A 14671-nucleotide genomic window follows, 5' to 3' on the forward strand; every position below is an offset into this window, starting at 1 on the left:
TACCTAGCAGTGTTCAAGCATCAACCGCTTTTTGGGTCGACTTGAAGACACGAATTTTCTTGCCGTCTTCTACTTTGAAACCAACGCGGTCAGCCTTGTTGGTTTCGCCGTTGAAAATGGCGACGTTAGAAGCGTCCAGTGGAGCTTCTTTTTCGACGATACCGCCTTGCACGCCCGACATCGGGTTAGGCTTGGTATGACGCTTTACCAGGTTCAGACCGCTGATAACCAGACGGTTATTAGCAAGAACCTTGAGCACCTTACCGCGCTTACCTTTGTCTTTGCCGGCGATCACGATGATCTCGTCGTCACGACGAATCTTTTGCATGTCGGATCTCCTTACAGCACTTCTGGGGCGAGCGAGACGATCTTCATGAACTTCTCAGTACGAAGTTCACGGGTCACTGGCCCAAAGATACGGGTGCCGATCGGCTCTTGCTTGTTGTTCAGAAGAACAGCAGCGTTGCCATCAAAGCGGATAATGGAGCCATCAGCACGACGTACGCCGTGACGAGTGCGGACTACAACAGCAGTCATCACTTGGCCTTTTTTCACTTTACCGCGAGGAATTGCTTCCTTCACGGTAACTTTGATGATGTCACCGATACCAGCGTAACGACGATGGGAGCCACCCAGCACCTTGATGCACATAACACGGCGAGCGCCGCTGTTATCGGCCACATCGAGCATGGATTGAGTCTGAATCATATAATTTCTCCGACCCCTAGTCCTTAGACTTCCACAGCGCGTTCGAGAACATCAACCAGCGCCCAAGACTTGGTCTTGGCCATAGGACGAGTTTCACGAATAGTGACTTTGTCGCCGATGTGGCACTGGTTGGTTTCGTCGTGCGCGTGCAGCTTAGTCGAACGCTTAACGTATTTACCGTAGATCGGGTGCTTTACGCGACGCTCGATCAGTACGGTGATGGTTTTGTCCATCTTGTCGCTGACAACACGGCCAGTCAGCGTACGGACAGTTTTTTCGGCTTCAGCCATGATCACTTACCTGCCTGCTGGTTGAGCACAGTCTTCACGCGAGCGATGTCACGTTTAACTTGCGAGAGCAGATGAGACTGCCCCAACTGGCCAGTTGCTTTCTGCATACGCAGATTGAACTGGTCGCGCAGCAAGCCGAGCAGTTGCTCGTTCAGCTGCTGTGCGGATTTTTCACGAAGTTCATTCGCTTTCATCACATCACCGTCCGTTTAACAAAGGCGGTGGCGAGCGGCAGCTTTGCAGCAGCCAGGGCAAAAGCCTCACGCGCCAGCTCTTCAGAAACACCCTCGATTTCATACAGGACTTTGCCTGGCTGAATCTGGGCAACCCAGTACTCCACACTACCCTTACCTTTACCCATACGAACTTCGAGGGGCTTTTTGGAAATAGGCTTGTCCGGGAATACACGGATCCAGATCTTGCCGCCACGTTTAACGTGACGGGTCAGAGCACGACGCGCTGACTCGATCTGACGAGCGGTGAGACGACCACGAGCTACAGACTTCAGCGCGAACTCGCCGAAGCTGACTTTGCTACCGCGCTGAGCCAGACCACGGTTGTGGCCTGTCATCTGCTTGCGGAACTTCGTACGCTTAGGTTGCAACATTTGGCGTACCCCTTACTTAGCAGCTTTTTTACGAGGCGCTGGTGCTTGTGGTTTCAGCTCTTCTTGGCGACCACCAATTACTTCGCCTTTGAAGATCCAAACCTTTACACCGATCACACCGTAAGTGGTGTGAGCTTCGTAGTTGGCATAGTCGATGTCGGCACGCAGGGTGTGCAATGGCACACGACCTTCGCGATACCATTCAGTACGTGCGATTTCAGCACCGCCGAGACGACCGCTCACTTGGATTTTGATGCCCTTGGCACCAATGCGCATGGCGTTCTGTACTGCGCGCTTCATAGCGCGACGGAACATTACACGACGCTCCAGCTGCTGAGCTACGCTCTGCGCAACCAGCATACCGTCGAGCTCCGGCTTGCGGATCTCTTCGATATTGATGTGCACAGGCACACCCATTTGCTTGGTCAGGTCCTGACGCAGTTTCTCAACATCTTCACCTTTCTTCCCGATAACGATACCTGGACGAGCGGTGTGGATGGTGATACGTGCAGTTTGGGCCGGACGATGGATATCGATACGGCTTACGGACGCGCTTTTTAGTTTGTCTTGGAGATACTCACGCACTTTCAGATCTGCGAACAAGTAGTCCGCATAAGTCCGTCCGTCTGCGTACCAGACGGAGGTGTGCTCCTTGACGATTCCCAGGCGAATGCCAATGGGATGTACTTTCTGACCCATCTCTTCGACTCCGTTACTTGTCAGCAACCTTGACAGTGATATGGCAAGACCGCTTGACGATGCGATCAGCACGGCCTTTGGCACGTGGCATGATGCGCTTCAGCGAACGCCCTTCGTTGACGAAAACGGTGCTGACCTTCAGGTCATCAACGTCTGCGCCTTCGTTATGCTCGGCGTTGGCTACGGCCGACTCCAGCACTTTCTTCATGATCTCGGCGGCTTTCTTACTGCTGAAAGCCAACAAGTTGAGCGCTTCGCCCACCTTCTTCCCGCGGATCTGGTCGGCGACCAAGCGGGCTTTCTGGGCGGAGATTCGAGCGCCCGACAACTTAGCGGCTACTTCCATTTCCTAACCCCTTAACGCTTGGCTTTCTTGTCAGCCACGTGCCCGCGATAGTTGCGGGTACCGGCGAACTCGCCCAGTTTGTGGCCGACCATGTCTTCGTTAACGAGAACTGGGACGTGCTGACGACCGTTGTGTACTGCGATGGTCAGACCGACCATTTGTGGCAGGATCATCGAACGACGCGACCAAGTCTTAATTGGTTTGCGATCGTTCTTTTCCGCCGCCACTTCGATCTTCTTCAGTAGGTGAAGATCAATAAAAGGACCTTTTTTCAGAGAACGTGGCACTGTCGTATCCCTCTATTTACTTGCGACGACGGACGATCATTTTGTCGGTACGCTTATTACCACGAGTCTTCGCGCCCTTAGTCGGGAAGCCCCATGGCGATACCGGATGACGACCACCAGAGGTACGACCTTCACCACCACCATGTGGGTGGTCAACCGGGTTCATGGCAACACCACGAACGGTTGGGCGAACGCCACGCCAGCGCTTGGCACCAGCTTTACCCAACGAACGCAGGCTGTGCTCGGAGTTCGAGACTTCGCCCAGGGTCGCACGGCATTCAGCCAGGACTTTACGCATTTCACCGGAACGCAGACGCAGGGTAACGTAAACGCCTTCACGAGCGATCAGCTGAGCCGAAGCACCAGCGGAACGAGCGATCTGTGCGCCTTTACCTGGCTTCAGTTCGATGCCGTGTACGGTAGAACCGACTGGGATGTTGCGCAGTTGCAGAGCGTTGCCTGGCTTGATTGGAGCCAGAGCGCCTGCGATCAGCTGGTCGCCAGCACTCACGCCTTTAGGGGCGATGATGTAGCGGCGCTCGCCGTCTGCGTAGCAGAGCAGTGCGATGTGAGCAGTACGGTTTGGATCGTATTCGATACGCTCGACAGTGGCGACGATGCCATCTTTGTCGTTGCGACGGAAATCGACCATACGATAATGCTGCTTATGACCACCACCGATGTGACGCGTGGTAATACGGCCATTGTTGTTACGACCACCAGTCTTCGATTTTTTCTCGAGCAGCGGTGCGTGAGGAGCGCCTTTATGCAGCTCCTGGTTGACCACCTTGACCACAAAACGGCGGCCAGGGGAAGTCGGTTTGCATTTAACGATTGCCATGATGCACCCCTTCCTTACTCAGCACTGCTGCTGAAATCGAGATCTTGGCCTGGCTGAAGGGAGATAACTGCCTTCTTCCAGTCATTACGCTTGCCCAGACCGCGAGCAGTGCGCTTGCTCTTACCCAGAACATTCAGGGTAGTGACGCGCTCTACTTTCACGCTGAACAGGCTTTCGACGGCCTTCTTGATTTCCAGCTTGGTTGCGTCAGTAGCAACCTTGAAAACGAACTGGCCTTTCTTGTCTGCCAGAACCGTAGCCTTCTCGGAAACGTGCGGGCCAAGCAGAACTTTAAATACGCGTTCCTGGTTCATCCCAGCAGCTCCTCGAATTTCTTCACGGCCGACACGGTGATCAACACCTTGTCGTATGCGATCAGACTAACTGGATCGGAACCTTGAACGTCACGTACATCTACGTGCGGCAGGTTACGAGCAGCCAGGTACAGGTTCTGATCAACAGCGTCCGACACGATCAAAACGTCGGTCAGGCTCATGTTGTTCAGCTTGCCCAGCAGATCTTTGGTTTTCGGAGTTTCAACAGCGAAATCCTGAACCACGACCAGACGATCAGTACGCACCAGCTCAGCAAGGATGGAACGCATTGCTGCGCGATACATCTTCTTGTTCAGCTTCTGGGAGTGATCCTGTGGACGTGCTGCAAAAGTGGTACCGCCGCCACGCCAGATTGGGCTACGGATAGTACCGGCACGAGCACGGCCAGTACCTTTCTGACGCCATGGGCGCTTACCGCCACCACGAACGTCGGAACGGGTCTTCTGCTGCTTGGTACCTTGACGGCCGCCGGCCATGTAGGCCACGACTGCTTGGTGAACCAGCGTCTCGTTGAATTCGCCGCCAAATGTCAGTTCGGAAACTTCGATCGCTTGAGCGTCATTTACATTTAATTGCATGTCAGCTTCCCCTTAACCGCGAGCCTTGGCTGCTGGACGTACAACCAGGTTGCCGCCAGTAGCGCCAGGAACAGCACCCTTGACCAACAACAGATTGCGTTCAGCGTCCACGCGCACTACTTCCAGGGACTGCACGGTCACGCGCTCAGCGCCCATATGACCGGACATTTTTTTGCCCTTGAATACACGACCAGGAGTCTGGCACTGGCCGATAGAGCCTGGGACGCGGTGGGATACGGAGTTACCGTGGGTGTTATCTTGCCCGCGGAAATTCCAACGCTTGATCGTACCCTGGAAGCCTTTACCCTTGGACTGACCGGTTACATCAACCAGTTGACCAGCGGCGAAGATTTCAGCGTTGATCAGATCGCCAGCCTGGTACTCGCCTTCTTCAAGACGGAATTCCATGGTAGTGCGACCAGCGGCAACGTTCGCTTTAGCGAAGTGGCCAGCCTGAGCTGCTGTTACACGCGAAGCACGACGCTCGCCGACAGTGACTTGCACTGCACGATAGCCATCGGTCTCTTCAGTTTTGAACTGGGTGACGCGATTCGGCTCGATCTCAATGACCGTGACCGGAATGGAGACACCTTCTTCGGTGAAAATACGGGTCATACCGCATTTACGACCGACTACACCAATAGTCATGTTGTAAACCTCATGAGTGTACGGGGCTTTCACCCGCTATGGCCGCCCATTTCAGAGCGTTACACGACTAAGACCGAGTCTTAGCCGAGGCTGATCTGCACTTCCACACCGGCCGCAAGATCAAGCTTCATAAGAGCATCAACGGTTTTATCCGTTGGCTGGACAATGTCCAGAACGCGCTTATGAGTGCGGATTTCGTACTGGTCGCGCGCGTCTTTGTTGACGTGCGGAGAAACCAGAACGGTGAACCGCTCTTTACGGGTAGGCAGTGGAATTGGACCACGCACTTGAGCACCAGTACGTTTCGCGGTTTCCACGATTTCCTGGGTTGATTGGTCGATCAGGCGATGGTCGAAAGCCTTCAACCTGATACGGATTTGCTGATTTTGCATTGGATTTCAGACTCCGGCTGCTATTCCCACCGAGCGCAATACGCCCGTTAAAAGGAGGCGCAATTCTATAGACGCCCCAGATGGGTGTCAACCCAATAAAAAAGCCCCCGCTGAGCGGGGGCTTTTTTTCAAAGCATCAAGCAAACTCTAAAAAAGAGAATTACTCGATGATTTTGGCTACGACGCCAGCGCCGACGGTACGACCGCCTTCACGGATAGCGAAACGCAGACCGTCTTCCATCGCGATGGTTTTGATCAGGGTAACAGTCATCTGAATGTTGTCACCTGGCATTACCATTTCAACGCCTTCTGGCAGCTCGCAGTTACCAGTCACGTCAGTAGTACGGAAGTAGAACTGTGGACGGTAGCCTTTGAAGAACGGAGTGTGACGACCGCCTTCTTCCTTGCTCAGAACGTAAACTTCTGCGGTGAACTTGGTGTGCGGCTTAACCGAACCCGGCTTAACCAGAACCTGACCACGCTCAACGTCGTCACGCTTGGTACCACGCAGCAGAACGCCGCAGTTCTCGCCAGCACGACCTTCGTCGAGCAGCTTGCGGAACATTTCAACACCGGTGCAAGTAGTAACGGTGGTATCACGCAGACCAACGATTTCCAGCGGATCCTGAACGCGAACGATACCGCGCTCGATACGACCAGTCACAACAGTACCGCGACCCGAGATCGAGAATACGTCTTCGATTGGCATCAGGAATGGCTTGTCGATCATACGAACTGGTTCTGGGATGTAAGCATCCAGAGTCTCAACCAGTTTCTTGACGGCAGTGGTGCCCATCTCGTTGTCGTCTTTGCCTTCCAGAGCCATACGAGCCGAACCGATGATGATTGGAGTGTCATCGCCCGGGAAGTCGTAGGTGGACAGCAGGTCACGAACTTCCATCTCAACCAGTTCCAGCAGCTCTGCGTCGTCTACCAGGTCAGCCTTGTTCAGGAAAACCACGATGTACGGAACGCCTACCTGACGGGACAGCAGGATGTGCTCACGGGTTTGCGGCATCGGACCATCAGCGGCCGAGCAAACCAGAATAGCGCCGTCCATTTGAGCAGCACCGGTGATCATGTTCTTCACATAGTCAGCGTGACCTGGGCAGTCAACGTGAGCGTAGTGACGGATCTTCGAGTTGTACTCAACGTGTGCGGTGTTGATGGTGATACCGCGAGCTTTTTCTTCTGGCGCGCTGTCGATCTTGTCGAAGTCAACGATTGCGGAACCGAAAACTTCGGAGCAAACGCGAGTCAGAGCAGCAGTCAGAGTGGTTTTACCGTGGTCAACGTGACCGATGGTGCCAACGTTGACGTGCGGTAGGGAACGATCAAATTTTTCTTTAGCCACGACAATTAACTCCTAGCCTAAAGGGGCTGAATCAGCCTTGTTTTTTGGTTACGGATTCGACGATGTGCGACGGAGCCGTATCGTATTTTTTGAATTCCATAGAGTAGCTTGCGCGACCCTGGGACATGGAACGAACGTCGGTCGCATAACCGAACATCTCACCCAGTGGAACTTCGGCGCGGATAACCTTGCCGGACACTGTGTCTTCCATACCCTGGATCATGCCGCGACGACGGTTAAGGTCGCCCATCACATCACCCATATAGTCTTCAGGCGTAACAACCTCTACAGCCATGATCGGCTCAAGCAACTCACCACCGCCCTTCTGGGCCAGTTGCTTGGTCGCCATGGAGGCAGCCACTTTAAACGCCATCTCGTTGGAGTCGACGTCGTGGTAAGAACCATCGAACACGGTAGCCTTCAGGCCGATCAGCGGATAGCCGGCAACAACGCCGTTCTTCATCTGCTCTTCGATACCCTTCTGGATAGCCGGGATGTATTCCTTAGGAACCACACCACCTACAACTTCGTTCACGAATTGCAGACCTTCCTGACCTTCGTCAGCAGGAGCAAAACGGATCCAGCAGTGGCCGAACTGACCACGACCGCCGGACTGACGAACGAACTTGCCTTCGATTTCACAGTTCTTCGTGATGCGCTCACGATACGAAACCTGAGGCTTGCCGATGTTGGCTTCGACGTTGAACTCACGGCGCATCCGGTCAACCAGGATGTCCAGGTGCAGCTCGCCCATGCCGGAGATGATCGTCTGACCAGTCTCTTCATCAGTTTTAACGCGGAAAGACGGGTCTTCCTGAGCAAGTTTGCCCAGAGCGATACCCATTTTTTCCTGGTCATCCTTGGTCTTAGGCTCTACGGCAACCGAAATAACCGGCTCCGGGAAGTCCATGCGAACCAGGATGATTGGCTTGTCAGCGTTGCAGAGGGTCTCACCAGTGGTGACGTCCTTCATGCCGATCAGGGCCGCGATGTCACCAGCGCGTACTTCCTTGATCTCTTCACGGGCGTTTGCGTGCATTTGCACCATACGACCCACGCGCTCTTTTTTACCTTTAACCGAGTTGATCACGCCGTCGCCGGAGTTCAACACGCCCGAGTAAACACGGACGAAGGTCAAGGTACCCACGAATGGGTCGGTAGCGATCTTGAACGCCAGAGCCGAGAACGGCTCCGCATCGTCTGCATGACGCTCCAGCTCGATTTCCTCGTTATCAGGGTCAGTACCCTTAATCGCAGGGATGTCGGTCGGTGCAGGCAGGAAGTCGATAACGGCGTCGAGAACCAGGGGAACACCCTTGTTCTTGAAGGAAGAACCGCAAACAGCCAGAACGATTTCGCCGGCGATAGTACGCTGACGCAAAGCAGCCTTGATCTCTTCGATCGACAGCTCTTCGCCTTCCAGGTACTTGTTCATCAGCTCTTCGTTGGCTTCAGCAGCAGCTTCAACCATGTTGTTGCGCCACTCTTCAGCCAGCTCTTGGAGCTCAGCAGGAATGTCCTTGCGAACAGGGACCATACCTTTGTCAGAGTCGTTCCAGTAGACAGCTTGCATGTTGATCAGATCGATCTGACCCTGGAAGTTGTCTTCGGAACCGATGGCCAACTGGATCGGCACCGGAGTGTGACCCAGACGCTGCTTGATCTGACCGATCACGCGCAGGAAGTTGGCACCAGCACGGTCCATCTTGTTTACGTAAACAAGACGTGGAACGCCGTATTTGTTGGCTTGACGCCATACGGTTTCCGACTGAGGCTCAACACCCGAAGTACCGCAGAACACAACGACAGCGCCGTCGAGTACGCGCAGGGAACGTTCAACTTCAATAGTGAAGTCAACGTGGCCCGGGGTATCGATCACGTTGAAGCGGTGCTCGTCCTTGTACTGCTTTTCGGAACCTTTCCAGAAAGCGGTGATGGCAGCAGAAGTAATGGTAATACCACGCTCCTGCTCCTGCACCATCCAGTCTGTGGTCGCGGCGCCATCATGCACCTCGCCCATTTTGTGACTTTTGCCGGTGTAAAAAAGGACGCGCTCGGTGGTGGTGGTTTTACCAGCATCCACGTGAGCGACGATACCGATGTTACGGTAGCGGCTAATCGGAGTAGTACGAGCCATAAAGCCCTCGCAAAATTAGTGAAGCTAAAATTAGAAGCGGTAGTGCGAGAAAGCTTTGTTGGCTTCAGCCATACGGTGCACGTCTTCACGCTTCTTAACAGCAGCACCTTTACCTTCAGCAGCATCCAGCAGTTCGCCAGCCAAACGCAGAGCCATAGACTTCTCGCCACGCTTACGGGCGAAGTCTACCAACCAGCGCATTGCCAGAGCGTTACGACGGGAAGGACGAACCTCGACCGGAACCTGGTAAGTAGCACCACCAACGCGGCGCGACTTCACTTCGACCAGCGGAGCGATGGCGTCGAGTGCTTTTTCGAAGAGTTCCAGGGGATCGGTGCCAGCCTTACGGGTCGCAACGGTTTCCAGGGCACCATAAACGATACGTTCGGCAACGGCTTTCTTGCCGCTTTCCATAACGTGGTTCATGAATTTGGCGAGGATCTGGCTTCCGTATTTCGGATCGTCCAGAATCTCACGCTTTGCTGCTACGCGACGTCTTGGCATGATAAGCCCTCAAGCGGTCTTCAGGTTAGCTCGGGACAGATCCAATGGATGCGTGCCCGACCTTACTCTTATCGACTCAATAAAATGAAAATCTGCAAAACGGCCGATTACTTCGGACGCTTGGTACCGTACTTCGAACGACCCTGGTTACGGCCTTTAACGCCGGAAGTATCCAAGGAGCCGCGAACGGTGTGGTAACGAACACCTGGCAAGTCTTTTACACGACCGCCGCGGATCAGTACCACGCTGTGCTCTTGCAGGTTGTGACCTTCACCACCGATGTACGAGGAAACCTCGAAACCGTTGGTCAGGCGCACACGGCATACTTTACGCAGTGCCGAGTTAGGTTTTTTCGGCGTGGTGGTGTACACACGGGTGCACACGCCACGACGTTGCGGGCAGTTCTGCAGCGCAGGTACGTCGGATTTCTCGACGATACGCTTACGCGGCTGACGTACCAGCTGGTTGATAGTTGCCATCTACTAGCTCCACTGTTGTCTTGCGACGCTATTGTCTTGCAAGAAAAGCAAAATGGCAGGAACGAATTCCCGCCAAATTTAGGGGATCAAGAGTCTAAAGAGGATCTTGTCCCCAGTCAAGGCAAGGCCCCGACCTCCCCGCCCTTCGAACCTCGACAAAATGTCTCGATTCGATGAACGGAGCGATCAGGGCCATACGCTCATTTACCGCAGAACTCAGTTACCGCTCGAGTTCAGCGCTTCGGTCAGTGCAGCTTCCACTTCACTGGCGCTTACGCGCAACGGCTTGTCAGCATCACGGCGACGCTTGCGCTCGCTGTGATATGCCAGACCGGTACCGGCCGGGATCAGACGACCCACGACTACGTTTTCTTTCAGGCCGCGCAGGTAATCGCGCTTGCCGGTGACTGCCGCTTCGGTCAGTACACGGGTAGTTTCCTGGAAGGAAGCTGCCGAGATGAACGATTCGGTGGACAACGACGCCTTGGTGATACCCAACAGAACGCGAGTGTACTTGGAGACGAACTTGTCTTCGCCGCCCAAACGCTCGTTTTCTACCAGTACGTGAGTCAGTTCCATCTGGTCGCCCTTGATGAAACTCGAATCGCCGGATTCAGCGATTTCAACTTTACGCAGCATCTGACGCAGGATGGTCTCGATGTGCTTATCGTTGATCTTCACGCCTTGGAGACGGTAAACGTCCTGGATCTCGTTAACGATGTACTTGGCCAGCGCGCTTACACCCAGCAGACGCAGGATGTCGTGCGGATCGCTTGGGCCGTCGGAGATAACTTCGCCGCGGTTTACCTGTTCGCCTTCGAACACGTTCAGGTGACGCCACTTCGGAATCAGCTCCTCGTACGGATCGCTACCGTCGTTCGGGGTAATAACCAGACGGCGCTTGCCTTTGGTTTCTTTACCGAACGCGATGGTGCCGCTGACTTCAGCCAGAATCGACGCTTCTTTCGGACGACGAGCTTCGAACAAGTCGGCAACACGCGGCAGACCACCGGTGATGTCACGGGTCTTCGAAGTTTCTTGCGGGATACGAGCGATAACATCACCGATCGCAATCTTCGCACCGTCAGCCACACCGACCAGGGCGTTGGCTGGCAGGAAGTACTGAGCGATAACGTCAGTGCCTGGCAGCAACAGATCCTTGCCGTTGTCGTCGACCATCTTCACTGCTGGACGGATTTCTTTGCCCGCAGCTGGACGATCTTTCGCGTCGAGTACTTCAATGTTGGTCATACCGGTCAATTCGTCAGTCTGACGCTTGATCGTGATGCCTTCTTCCATGCCCACGTAGGTCACGGTACCTTTCATTTCGGTAACGATCGGGTGAGTGTGCGGATCCCACTTGGCCACGATTGCGCCAGCGTCGACCTTGTCACCTTCTTTAACCGAAATCACAGCACCGTACGGCAGCTTGTAACGCTCACGCTCACGACCGAAGTCATCAGCGATCGCCAGCTCACCGGAACGGGACACAGCAACCAGGTGACCATCCACTCGCTCAACATGCTTCAGGTTGTGCAGACGGACGGTACCGCCATTCTTCACCTGAACGCTGTCAGCTGCGGAAGTACGGCTAGCCGCACCACCGATGTGGAACGTACGCATCGTCAGCTGGGTACCCGGCTCACCGATGGACTGGGCAGCGATAACGCCGACCGCTTCACCGATGTTCACCTGGTGACCACGAGCCAGATCACGGCCGTAGCACTTGGCGCAAATGCCATAGCGGGTTTCGCAGCTGATCGGCGAACGCACGATCACTTCGTCGATGCTGTTCAGCTCGATGAACTCAACCCACTTCTCGTCTACCAGAGTGCCGGCAGGAACGATAACGTCCTCGGTACCTGGCTTGAATACGTCACGGGCAATAACACGACCCAATACGCGCTCACCCAACGGCTCTACAACGTCACCGCCTTCAATGTGCGGAGTCATCAGCAGACCGTGCTCGGTGCCGCAATCGATCTCGGTTACAACCAGATCCTGCGCCACGTCTACCAGACGACGAGTCAGGTAACCGGAGTTCGCAGTTTTCAACGCGGTATCCGCCAGACCTTTACGAGCACCGTGAGTGGAGATGAAGTACTGAAGTACGCTCAAACCTTCACGGAAGTTCGCAGTAATCGGCGTTTCGATGATGGAACCGTCCGGCTTGGCCATCAGACCACGCATACCGGCCAGCTGACGAATCTGTGCTGCGGAACCCCGCGCACCCGAGTCGGCCATCATGTACATCGAGTTGAAAGACTCTTGATCGACTTCAACGCCGTGACGGTCGATAACCTTCTCTTTCGAGAGGTTGGCCATCATTGCCTTGGAAACTTCGTCGTTCGCTTTCGACCAAAGGTCGATCACTTTGTTGTACTTCTCGCCCTGGGTTACCAGGCCGGAGGCGTACTGGCTCTCGATCTCTTTCACTTCGTCGGTGGCAGCACCGATGATGCGGGCTTTCTCGTCAGGGATAACGAAGTCGTTAACACCGATGGAAACGCCGGAGATGGTCGAATAAGCGAAACCGGTGTACATCAACTGGTCAGCGAAGATCACGGTCTCTTTCAGACCAACCACGCGGTAGCACTGGTTGATCAGTTTGGAGATCGCCTTTTTCTTCATCGGCAGGTTGACGACGTCGTACGACAGACCTTTTGGCACAACCTGGAACAGCAGCGCACGGCCGACAGTGGTGTCGACGATACGGGTGCCGCTTACGCTGTTGCCGTCACGGTCGTTGACAGTTTCGTTAATACGAACCTTAACCTTGGCGTGCAGTGCGGCTTCACCGGCACGGAACACACGGTCAACTTCCTGCAGATCCGCAAATACACGACCTTCGCCTTTGGCGTTGATCGCTTCACGAGTCATGTAGTACAGACCCAATACAACGTCCTGCGACGGAACGATGATTGGCTCACCGTTGGCTGGCGACAGAATGTTGTTGGTCGACATCATCAACGCACGCGCTTCGAGCTGGGCTTCCAGCGTCAGCGGTACGTGCACGGCCATTTGGTCGCCGTCGAAGTCGGCGTTGTACGCGGCGCAGACCAGCGGGTGCAGCTGGATAGCCTTACCTTCGATCAGTACCGGTTCAAACGCCTGGATACCCAGACGGTGAAGGGTCGGTGCACGGTTGAGAAGAACCGGGTGTTCACGAATCACTTCAGCGAGAACGTCCCAAACCTCTGGCAGCTCGCGCTCGACCATTTTCTTGGCTGCTTTGATGGTGGTCGCGAGACCACGCATTTCCAGCTTGCCGAAAATGAACGGTTTGAACAGCTCGAGAGCCATCTTCTTCGGCAGACCGCACTGGTGCAGACGCAGGGTCGGGCCTACGGTAATTACCGAACGACCGGAGTAGTCAACACGCTTACCGAGCAAGTTCTGACGGAAACGACCTTGCTTACCCTTGATCATGTCAGCCAGGGATTTCAGAGGACGCTTGTTCGAACCGGTGATAGCGCGGCCACGACGACCGTTGTCGAGCAGAGCATCGACAGCTTCCTGCAACATACGCTTTTCGTTGCGCACGATGATGTCCGGAGCGGACAGATCCAGCAGGCGCTTCAAACGGTTGTTACGGTTGATCACTCGACGATACAGATCGTTGAGGTCGGAAGTCGCGAAGCGACCGCCATCCAGCGGGACCAGCGGACGCAGATCTGGCGGCAGAACCGGCAGAACGGTCAGCACCATCCACTCTGGCAGGTTGCCGGAACCCTGGAAGGCTTCCATCAACTTCAGACGCTTGGACAGCTTCTTGATCTTGGTTTCGGAGTTGGTTTGCGGAATTTCTTCACGCAGACGGCCAATCTCGTGTTCCAGGTCGATAGCGTGCAACAGTTCACGGACAGCTTCAGCACCCATGCGGGCGTCGAAGTCATCACCGAACTCTTCCAGCGCTTCAAAGTACTGCTCGTCGTTCAGCAGCTGACCTTTTTCAAGAGTGGTCATGCCTGGATCGATAACGACATAGCTCTCGAAGTAGAGAACGCGTTCGATATCACGCAGGGTCATGTCCATCAGCAAGCCGATACGGGACGGCAGCGATTTCAGGAACCAGATGTGGGCAACCGGCGAAGCCAGTTCGATGTGCGCCATGCGCTCACGACGAACCTTGGCCAGCGCAACTTCAACGCCGCACTTCTCGCAGATCACACCACGGTGCTTCAAGCGCTTGTACTTACCGCACAGGCACTCGTAATCCTTTACCGGGCCAAAGATCTTGGCGCAGAACAGGCCGTCACGCTCAGGTTTGAACGTACGGTAGTTGATGGTTTCCGGCTTTTTAACTTCACCGAACGACCATGAGCGGATCATCTCAGGCGAGGCCAATCCGATACGGATGGCGTCGAACTCTTCGACTTGACCCTGGTTTTTCAGCAAATTCAGTAGGTCTTTCAAGGCCTTTCCTCCTGGCGGAGCAGAGAGCGGGCAATCCTGCCCCGCTCTCG

General features: G+C 54.8%; 18 protein-coding genes. All 18 read right to left on the bottom strand.

The genetic code is table 11. The annotated features are described in order from the left end of the window. Nucleotides 1–13: 13 nt before the first annotated feature. Complete coding sequence (gene rplX / locus AB4O11_RS05275) at nt 14–328, bottom strand: 50S ribosomal protein L24 (protein ID WP_008081905.1); 315 nt, start codon at nt 326–328, stop codon at nt 14–16. 11 nt (nt 329–339) lie between these two features. Continuing rightward, nucleotides 340–708, bottom strand: coding sequence for a 50S ribosomal protein L14 (gene rplN / locus AB4O11_RS05280; RefSeq protein WP_002555479.1), 369 nt, complete (start codon nt 706–708; stop codon nt 340–342). Nucleotides 709–731: 23 nt separating this feature from the next. Next, nucleotides 732–998 carry a 30S ribosomal protein S17 gene (gene rpsQ, locus AB4O11_RS05285; RefSeq protein WP_003194644.1) on the bottom strand — a complete coding sequence of 89 codons (267 nt, stop codon included), beginning with the start codon at nt 996–998 and terminating at the stop codon, nt 732–734. Nucleotides 999–1000: 2 nt separating this feature from the next. Further along, the gene (gene rpmC, locus AB4O11_RS05290) at nt 1001–1192 is read right to left on the bottom strand and encodes a 50S ribosomal protein L29 (RefSeq protein ID WP_002555481.1); all 192 of its coding nucleotides are present in this window, start codon (nt 1190–1192) and stop codon (nt 1001–1003) included. Next, the gene (gene rplP, locus AB4O11_RS05295) at nt 1192–1605 is read right to left on the bottom strand and encodes a 50S ribosomal protein L16 (RefSeq protein WP_007896757.1); all 414 of its coding nucleotides are present in this window, start codon (nt 1603–1605) and stop codon (nt 1192–1194) included. The genes rpmC and rplP overlap by 1 nt, the downstream gene beginning before the upstream one ends. Before the next feature lie 12 nt (nt 1606–1617). After that, complete coding sequence (rpsC, locus tag AB4O11_RS05300) at nt 1618–2304, bottom strand: 30S ribosomal protein S3 (RefSeq protein ID WP_003176422.1); 687 nt, start codon at nt 2302–2304, stop codon at nt 1618–1620. A gap of 13 nt (nt 2305–2317) precedes the next feature. After that, nucleotides 2318–2650, bottom strand: a complete 333-nt coding sequence (gene rplV / locus AB4O11_RS05305; protein WP_003103908.1) for a 50S ribosomal protein L22 — start codon at nt 2648–2650, stop codon at nt 2318–2320. Nucleotides 2651–2661: 11 nt separating this feature from the next. After that, on the bottom strand, nt 2662–2937 hold the full coding sequence (gene rpsS, locus AB4O11_RS05310; protein ID WP_011336172.1) for a 30S ribosomal protein S19: 276 nt from the start codon (nt 2935–2937) through the stop codon (nt 2662–2664). A gap of 16 nt (nt 2938–2953) precedes the next feature. Then, nucleotides 2954–3778, bottom strand: a complete 825-nt coding sequence (rplB, locus tag AB4O11_RS05315) for a 50S ribosomal protein L2 (protein WP_003228734.1) — start codon at nt 3776–3778, stop codon at nt 2954–2956. A gap of 14 nt (nt 3779–3792) precedes the next feature. Then, nucleotides 3793–4092, bottom strand: a complete 300-nt coding sequence (rplW, locus tag AB4O11_RS05320) for a 50S ribosomal protein L23 (protein WP_002555488.1) — start codon at nt 4090–4092, stop codon at nt 3793–3795. Continuing rightward, nucleotides 4089–4691 (bottom strand): 50S ribosomal protein L4, encoded by a 603-nt coding sequence (gene rplD, locus AB4O11_RS05325; protein ID WP_007918468.1) that lies wholly within the window; start codon nt 4689–4691, stop codon nt 4089–4091. The genes rplW and rplD overlap by 4 nt, the downstream gene beginning before the upstream one ends. A 12-nt stretch (nt 4692–4703) precedes the next feature. Beyond that, on the bottom strand, nt 4704–5339 hold the full coding sequence (rplC, locus tag AB4O11_RS05330; protein ID WP_003228738.1) for a 50S ribosomal protein L3: 636 nt from the start codon (nt 5337–5339) through the stop codon (nt 4704–4706). An 80-nt stretch (nt 5340–5419) separates the two neighbouring features. Then, nucleotides 5420–5731 (bottom strand): 30S ribosomal protein S10, encoded by a 312-nt coding sequence (rpsJ, locus tag AB4O11_RS05335; RefSeq protein WP_003186070.1) that lies wholly within the window; start codon nt 5729–5731, stop codon nt 5420–5422. 160 nt (nt 5732–5891) lie between these two features. Beyond that, nucleotides 5892–7085: an elongation factor Tu gene (gene tuf, locus AB4O11_RS05340; RefSeq protein ID WP_064361246.1), complete on the bottom strand. Its 1194-nt coding sequence runs from the start codon at nt 7083–7085 to the stop codon at nt 5892–5894. A gap of 31 nt (nt 7086–7116) precedes the next feature. Continuing rightward, entirely contained in the window at nt 7117–9222 is a 2106-nt protein-coding gene (gene fusA, locus AB4O11_RS05345) for an elongation factor G (RefSeq protein ID WP_016984188.1), read from the bottom strand. Nucleotides 9223–9252: 30 nt separating this feature from the next. Beyond that, the gene (gene rpsG / locus AB4O11_RS05350; protein ID WP_007916467.1) at nt 9253–9726 is read right to left on the bottom strand and encodes a 30S ribosomal protein S7; all 474 of its coding nucleotides are present in this window, start codon (nt 9724–9726) and stop codon (nt 9253–9255) included. Between the two features lie 107 nt (nt 9727–9833). Continuing rightward, nucleotides 9834–10205, bottom strand: a complete 372-nt coding sequence (rpsL, locus tag AB4O11_RS05355) for a 30S ribosomal protein S12 (protein WP_003186084.1) — start codon at nt 10203–10205, stop codon at nt 9834–9836. A gap of 216 nt (nt 10206–10421) precedes the next feature. After that, the gene (gene rpoC, locus AB4O11_RS05360; RefSeq protein WP_034156498.1) at nt 10422–14621 is read right to left on the bottom strand and encodes a DNA-directed RNA polymerase subunit beta'; all 4200 of its coding nucleotides are present in this window, start codon (nt 14619–14621) and stop codon (nt 10422–10424) included. Nucleotides 14622–14671 lie beyond the last annotated feature (50 nt).

It is taken from the genome of Pseudomonas sp. H1_D05, from assembly GCF_054682705.1.

Excerpts from the sequence above, each read along its gene's own strand:
- rplX (WP_008081905.1), bottom strand. The coding sequence starts at position 328 with ATGCAAAAGATTCGTCGTGACGACGAGATCATCGTGATCGCCGGCAAA.
- rplN (WP_002555479.1), bottom strand. The coding sequence starts at position 708 with ATGATTCAGACTCAATCCATGCTCGATGTGGCCGATAACAGCGGCGCT.
- rpsQ (WP_003194644.1), bottom strand. The coding sequence starts at position 998 with ATGGCTGAAGCCGAAAAAACTGTCCGTACGCTGACTGGCCGTGTTGTC.
- rpmC (WP_002555481.1), bottom strand. The coding sequence starts at position 1,192 with ATGAAAGCGAATGAACTTCGTGAAAAATCCGCACAGCAGCTGAACGAG.
- rplP (WP_007896757.1), bottom strand. The coding sequence starts at position 1,605 with ATGTTGCAACCTAAGCGTACGAAGTTCCGCAAGCAGATGACAGGCCAC.
- rpsC (WP_003176422.1), bottom strand. The coding sequence starts at position 2,304 with ATGGGTCAGAAAGTACATCCCATTGGCATTCGCCTGGGAATCGTCAAG.
- rplV (WP_003103908.1), bottom strand. The coding sequence starts at position 2,650 with ATGGAAGTAGCCGCTAAGTTGTCGGGCGCTCGAATCTCCGCCCAGAAA.
- rplB (WP_003228734.1), bottom strand. The coding sequence starts at position 3,778 with ATGGCAATCGTTAAATGCAAACCGACTTCCCCTGGCCGCCGTTTTGTG.
- rplW (WP_002555488.1), bottom strand. The coding sequence starts at position 4,092 with ATGAACCAGGAACGCGTATTTAAAGTTCTGCTTGGCCCGCACGTTTCC.
- rplD (WP_007918468.1), bottom strand. The coding sequence starts at position 4,691 with ATGCAATTAAATGTAAATGACGCTCAAGCGATCGAAGTTTCCGAACTG.
- rplC (WP_003228738.1), bottom strand. The coding sequence starts at position 5,339 with ATGACTATTGGTGTAGTCGGTCGTAAATGCGGTATGACCCGTATTTTC.
- rpsJ (WP_003186070.1), bottom strand. The coding sequence starts at position 5,731 with ATGCAAAATCAGCAAATCCGTATCAGGTTGAAGGCTTTCGACCATCGC.
- fusA (WP_016984188.1), bottom strand. The coding sequence starts at position 9,222 with ATGGCTCGTACTACTCCGATTAGCCGCTACCGTAACATCGGTATCGTC.
- rpsG (WP_007916467.1), bottom strand. The coding sequence starts at position 9,726 with ATGCCAAGACGTCGCGTAGCAGCAAAGCGTGAGATTCTGGACGATCCG.
- rpsL (WP_003186084.1), bottom strand. The coding sequence starts at position 10,205 with ATGGCAACTATCAACCAGCTGGTACGTCAGCCGCGTAAGCGTATCGTC.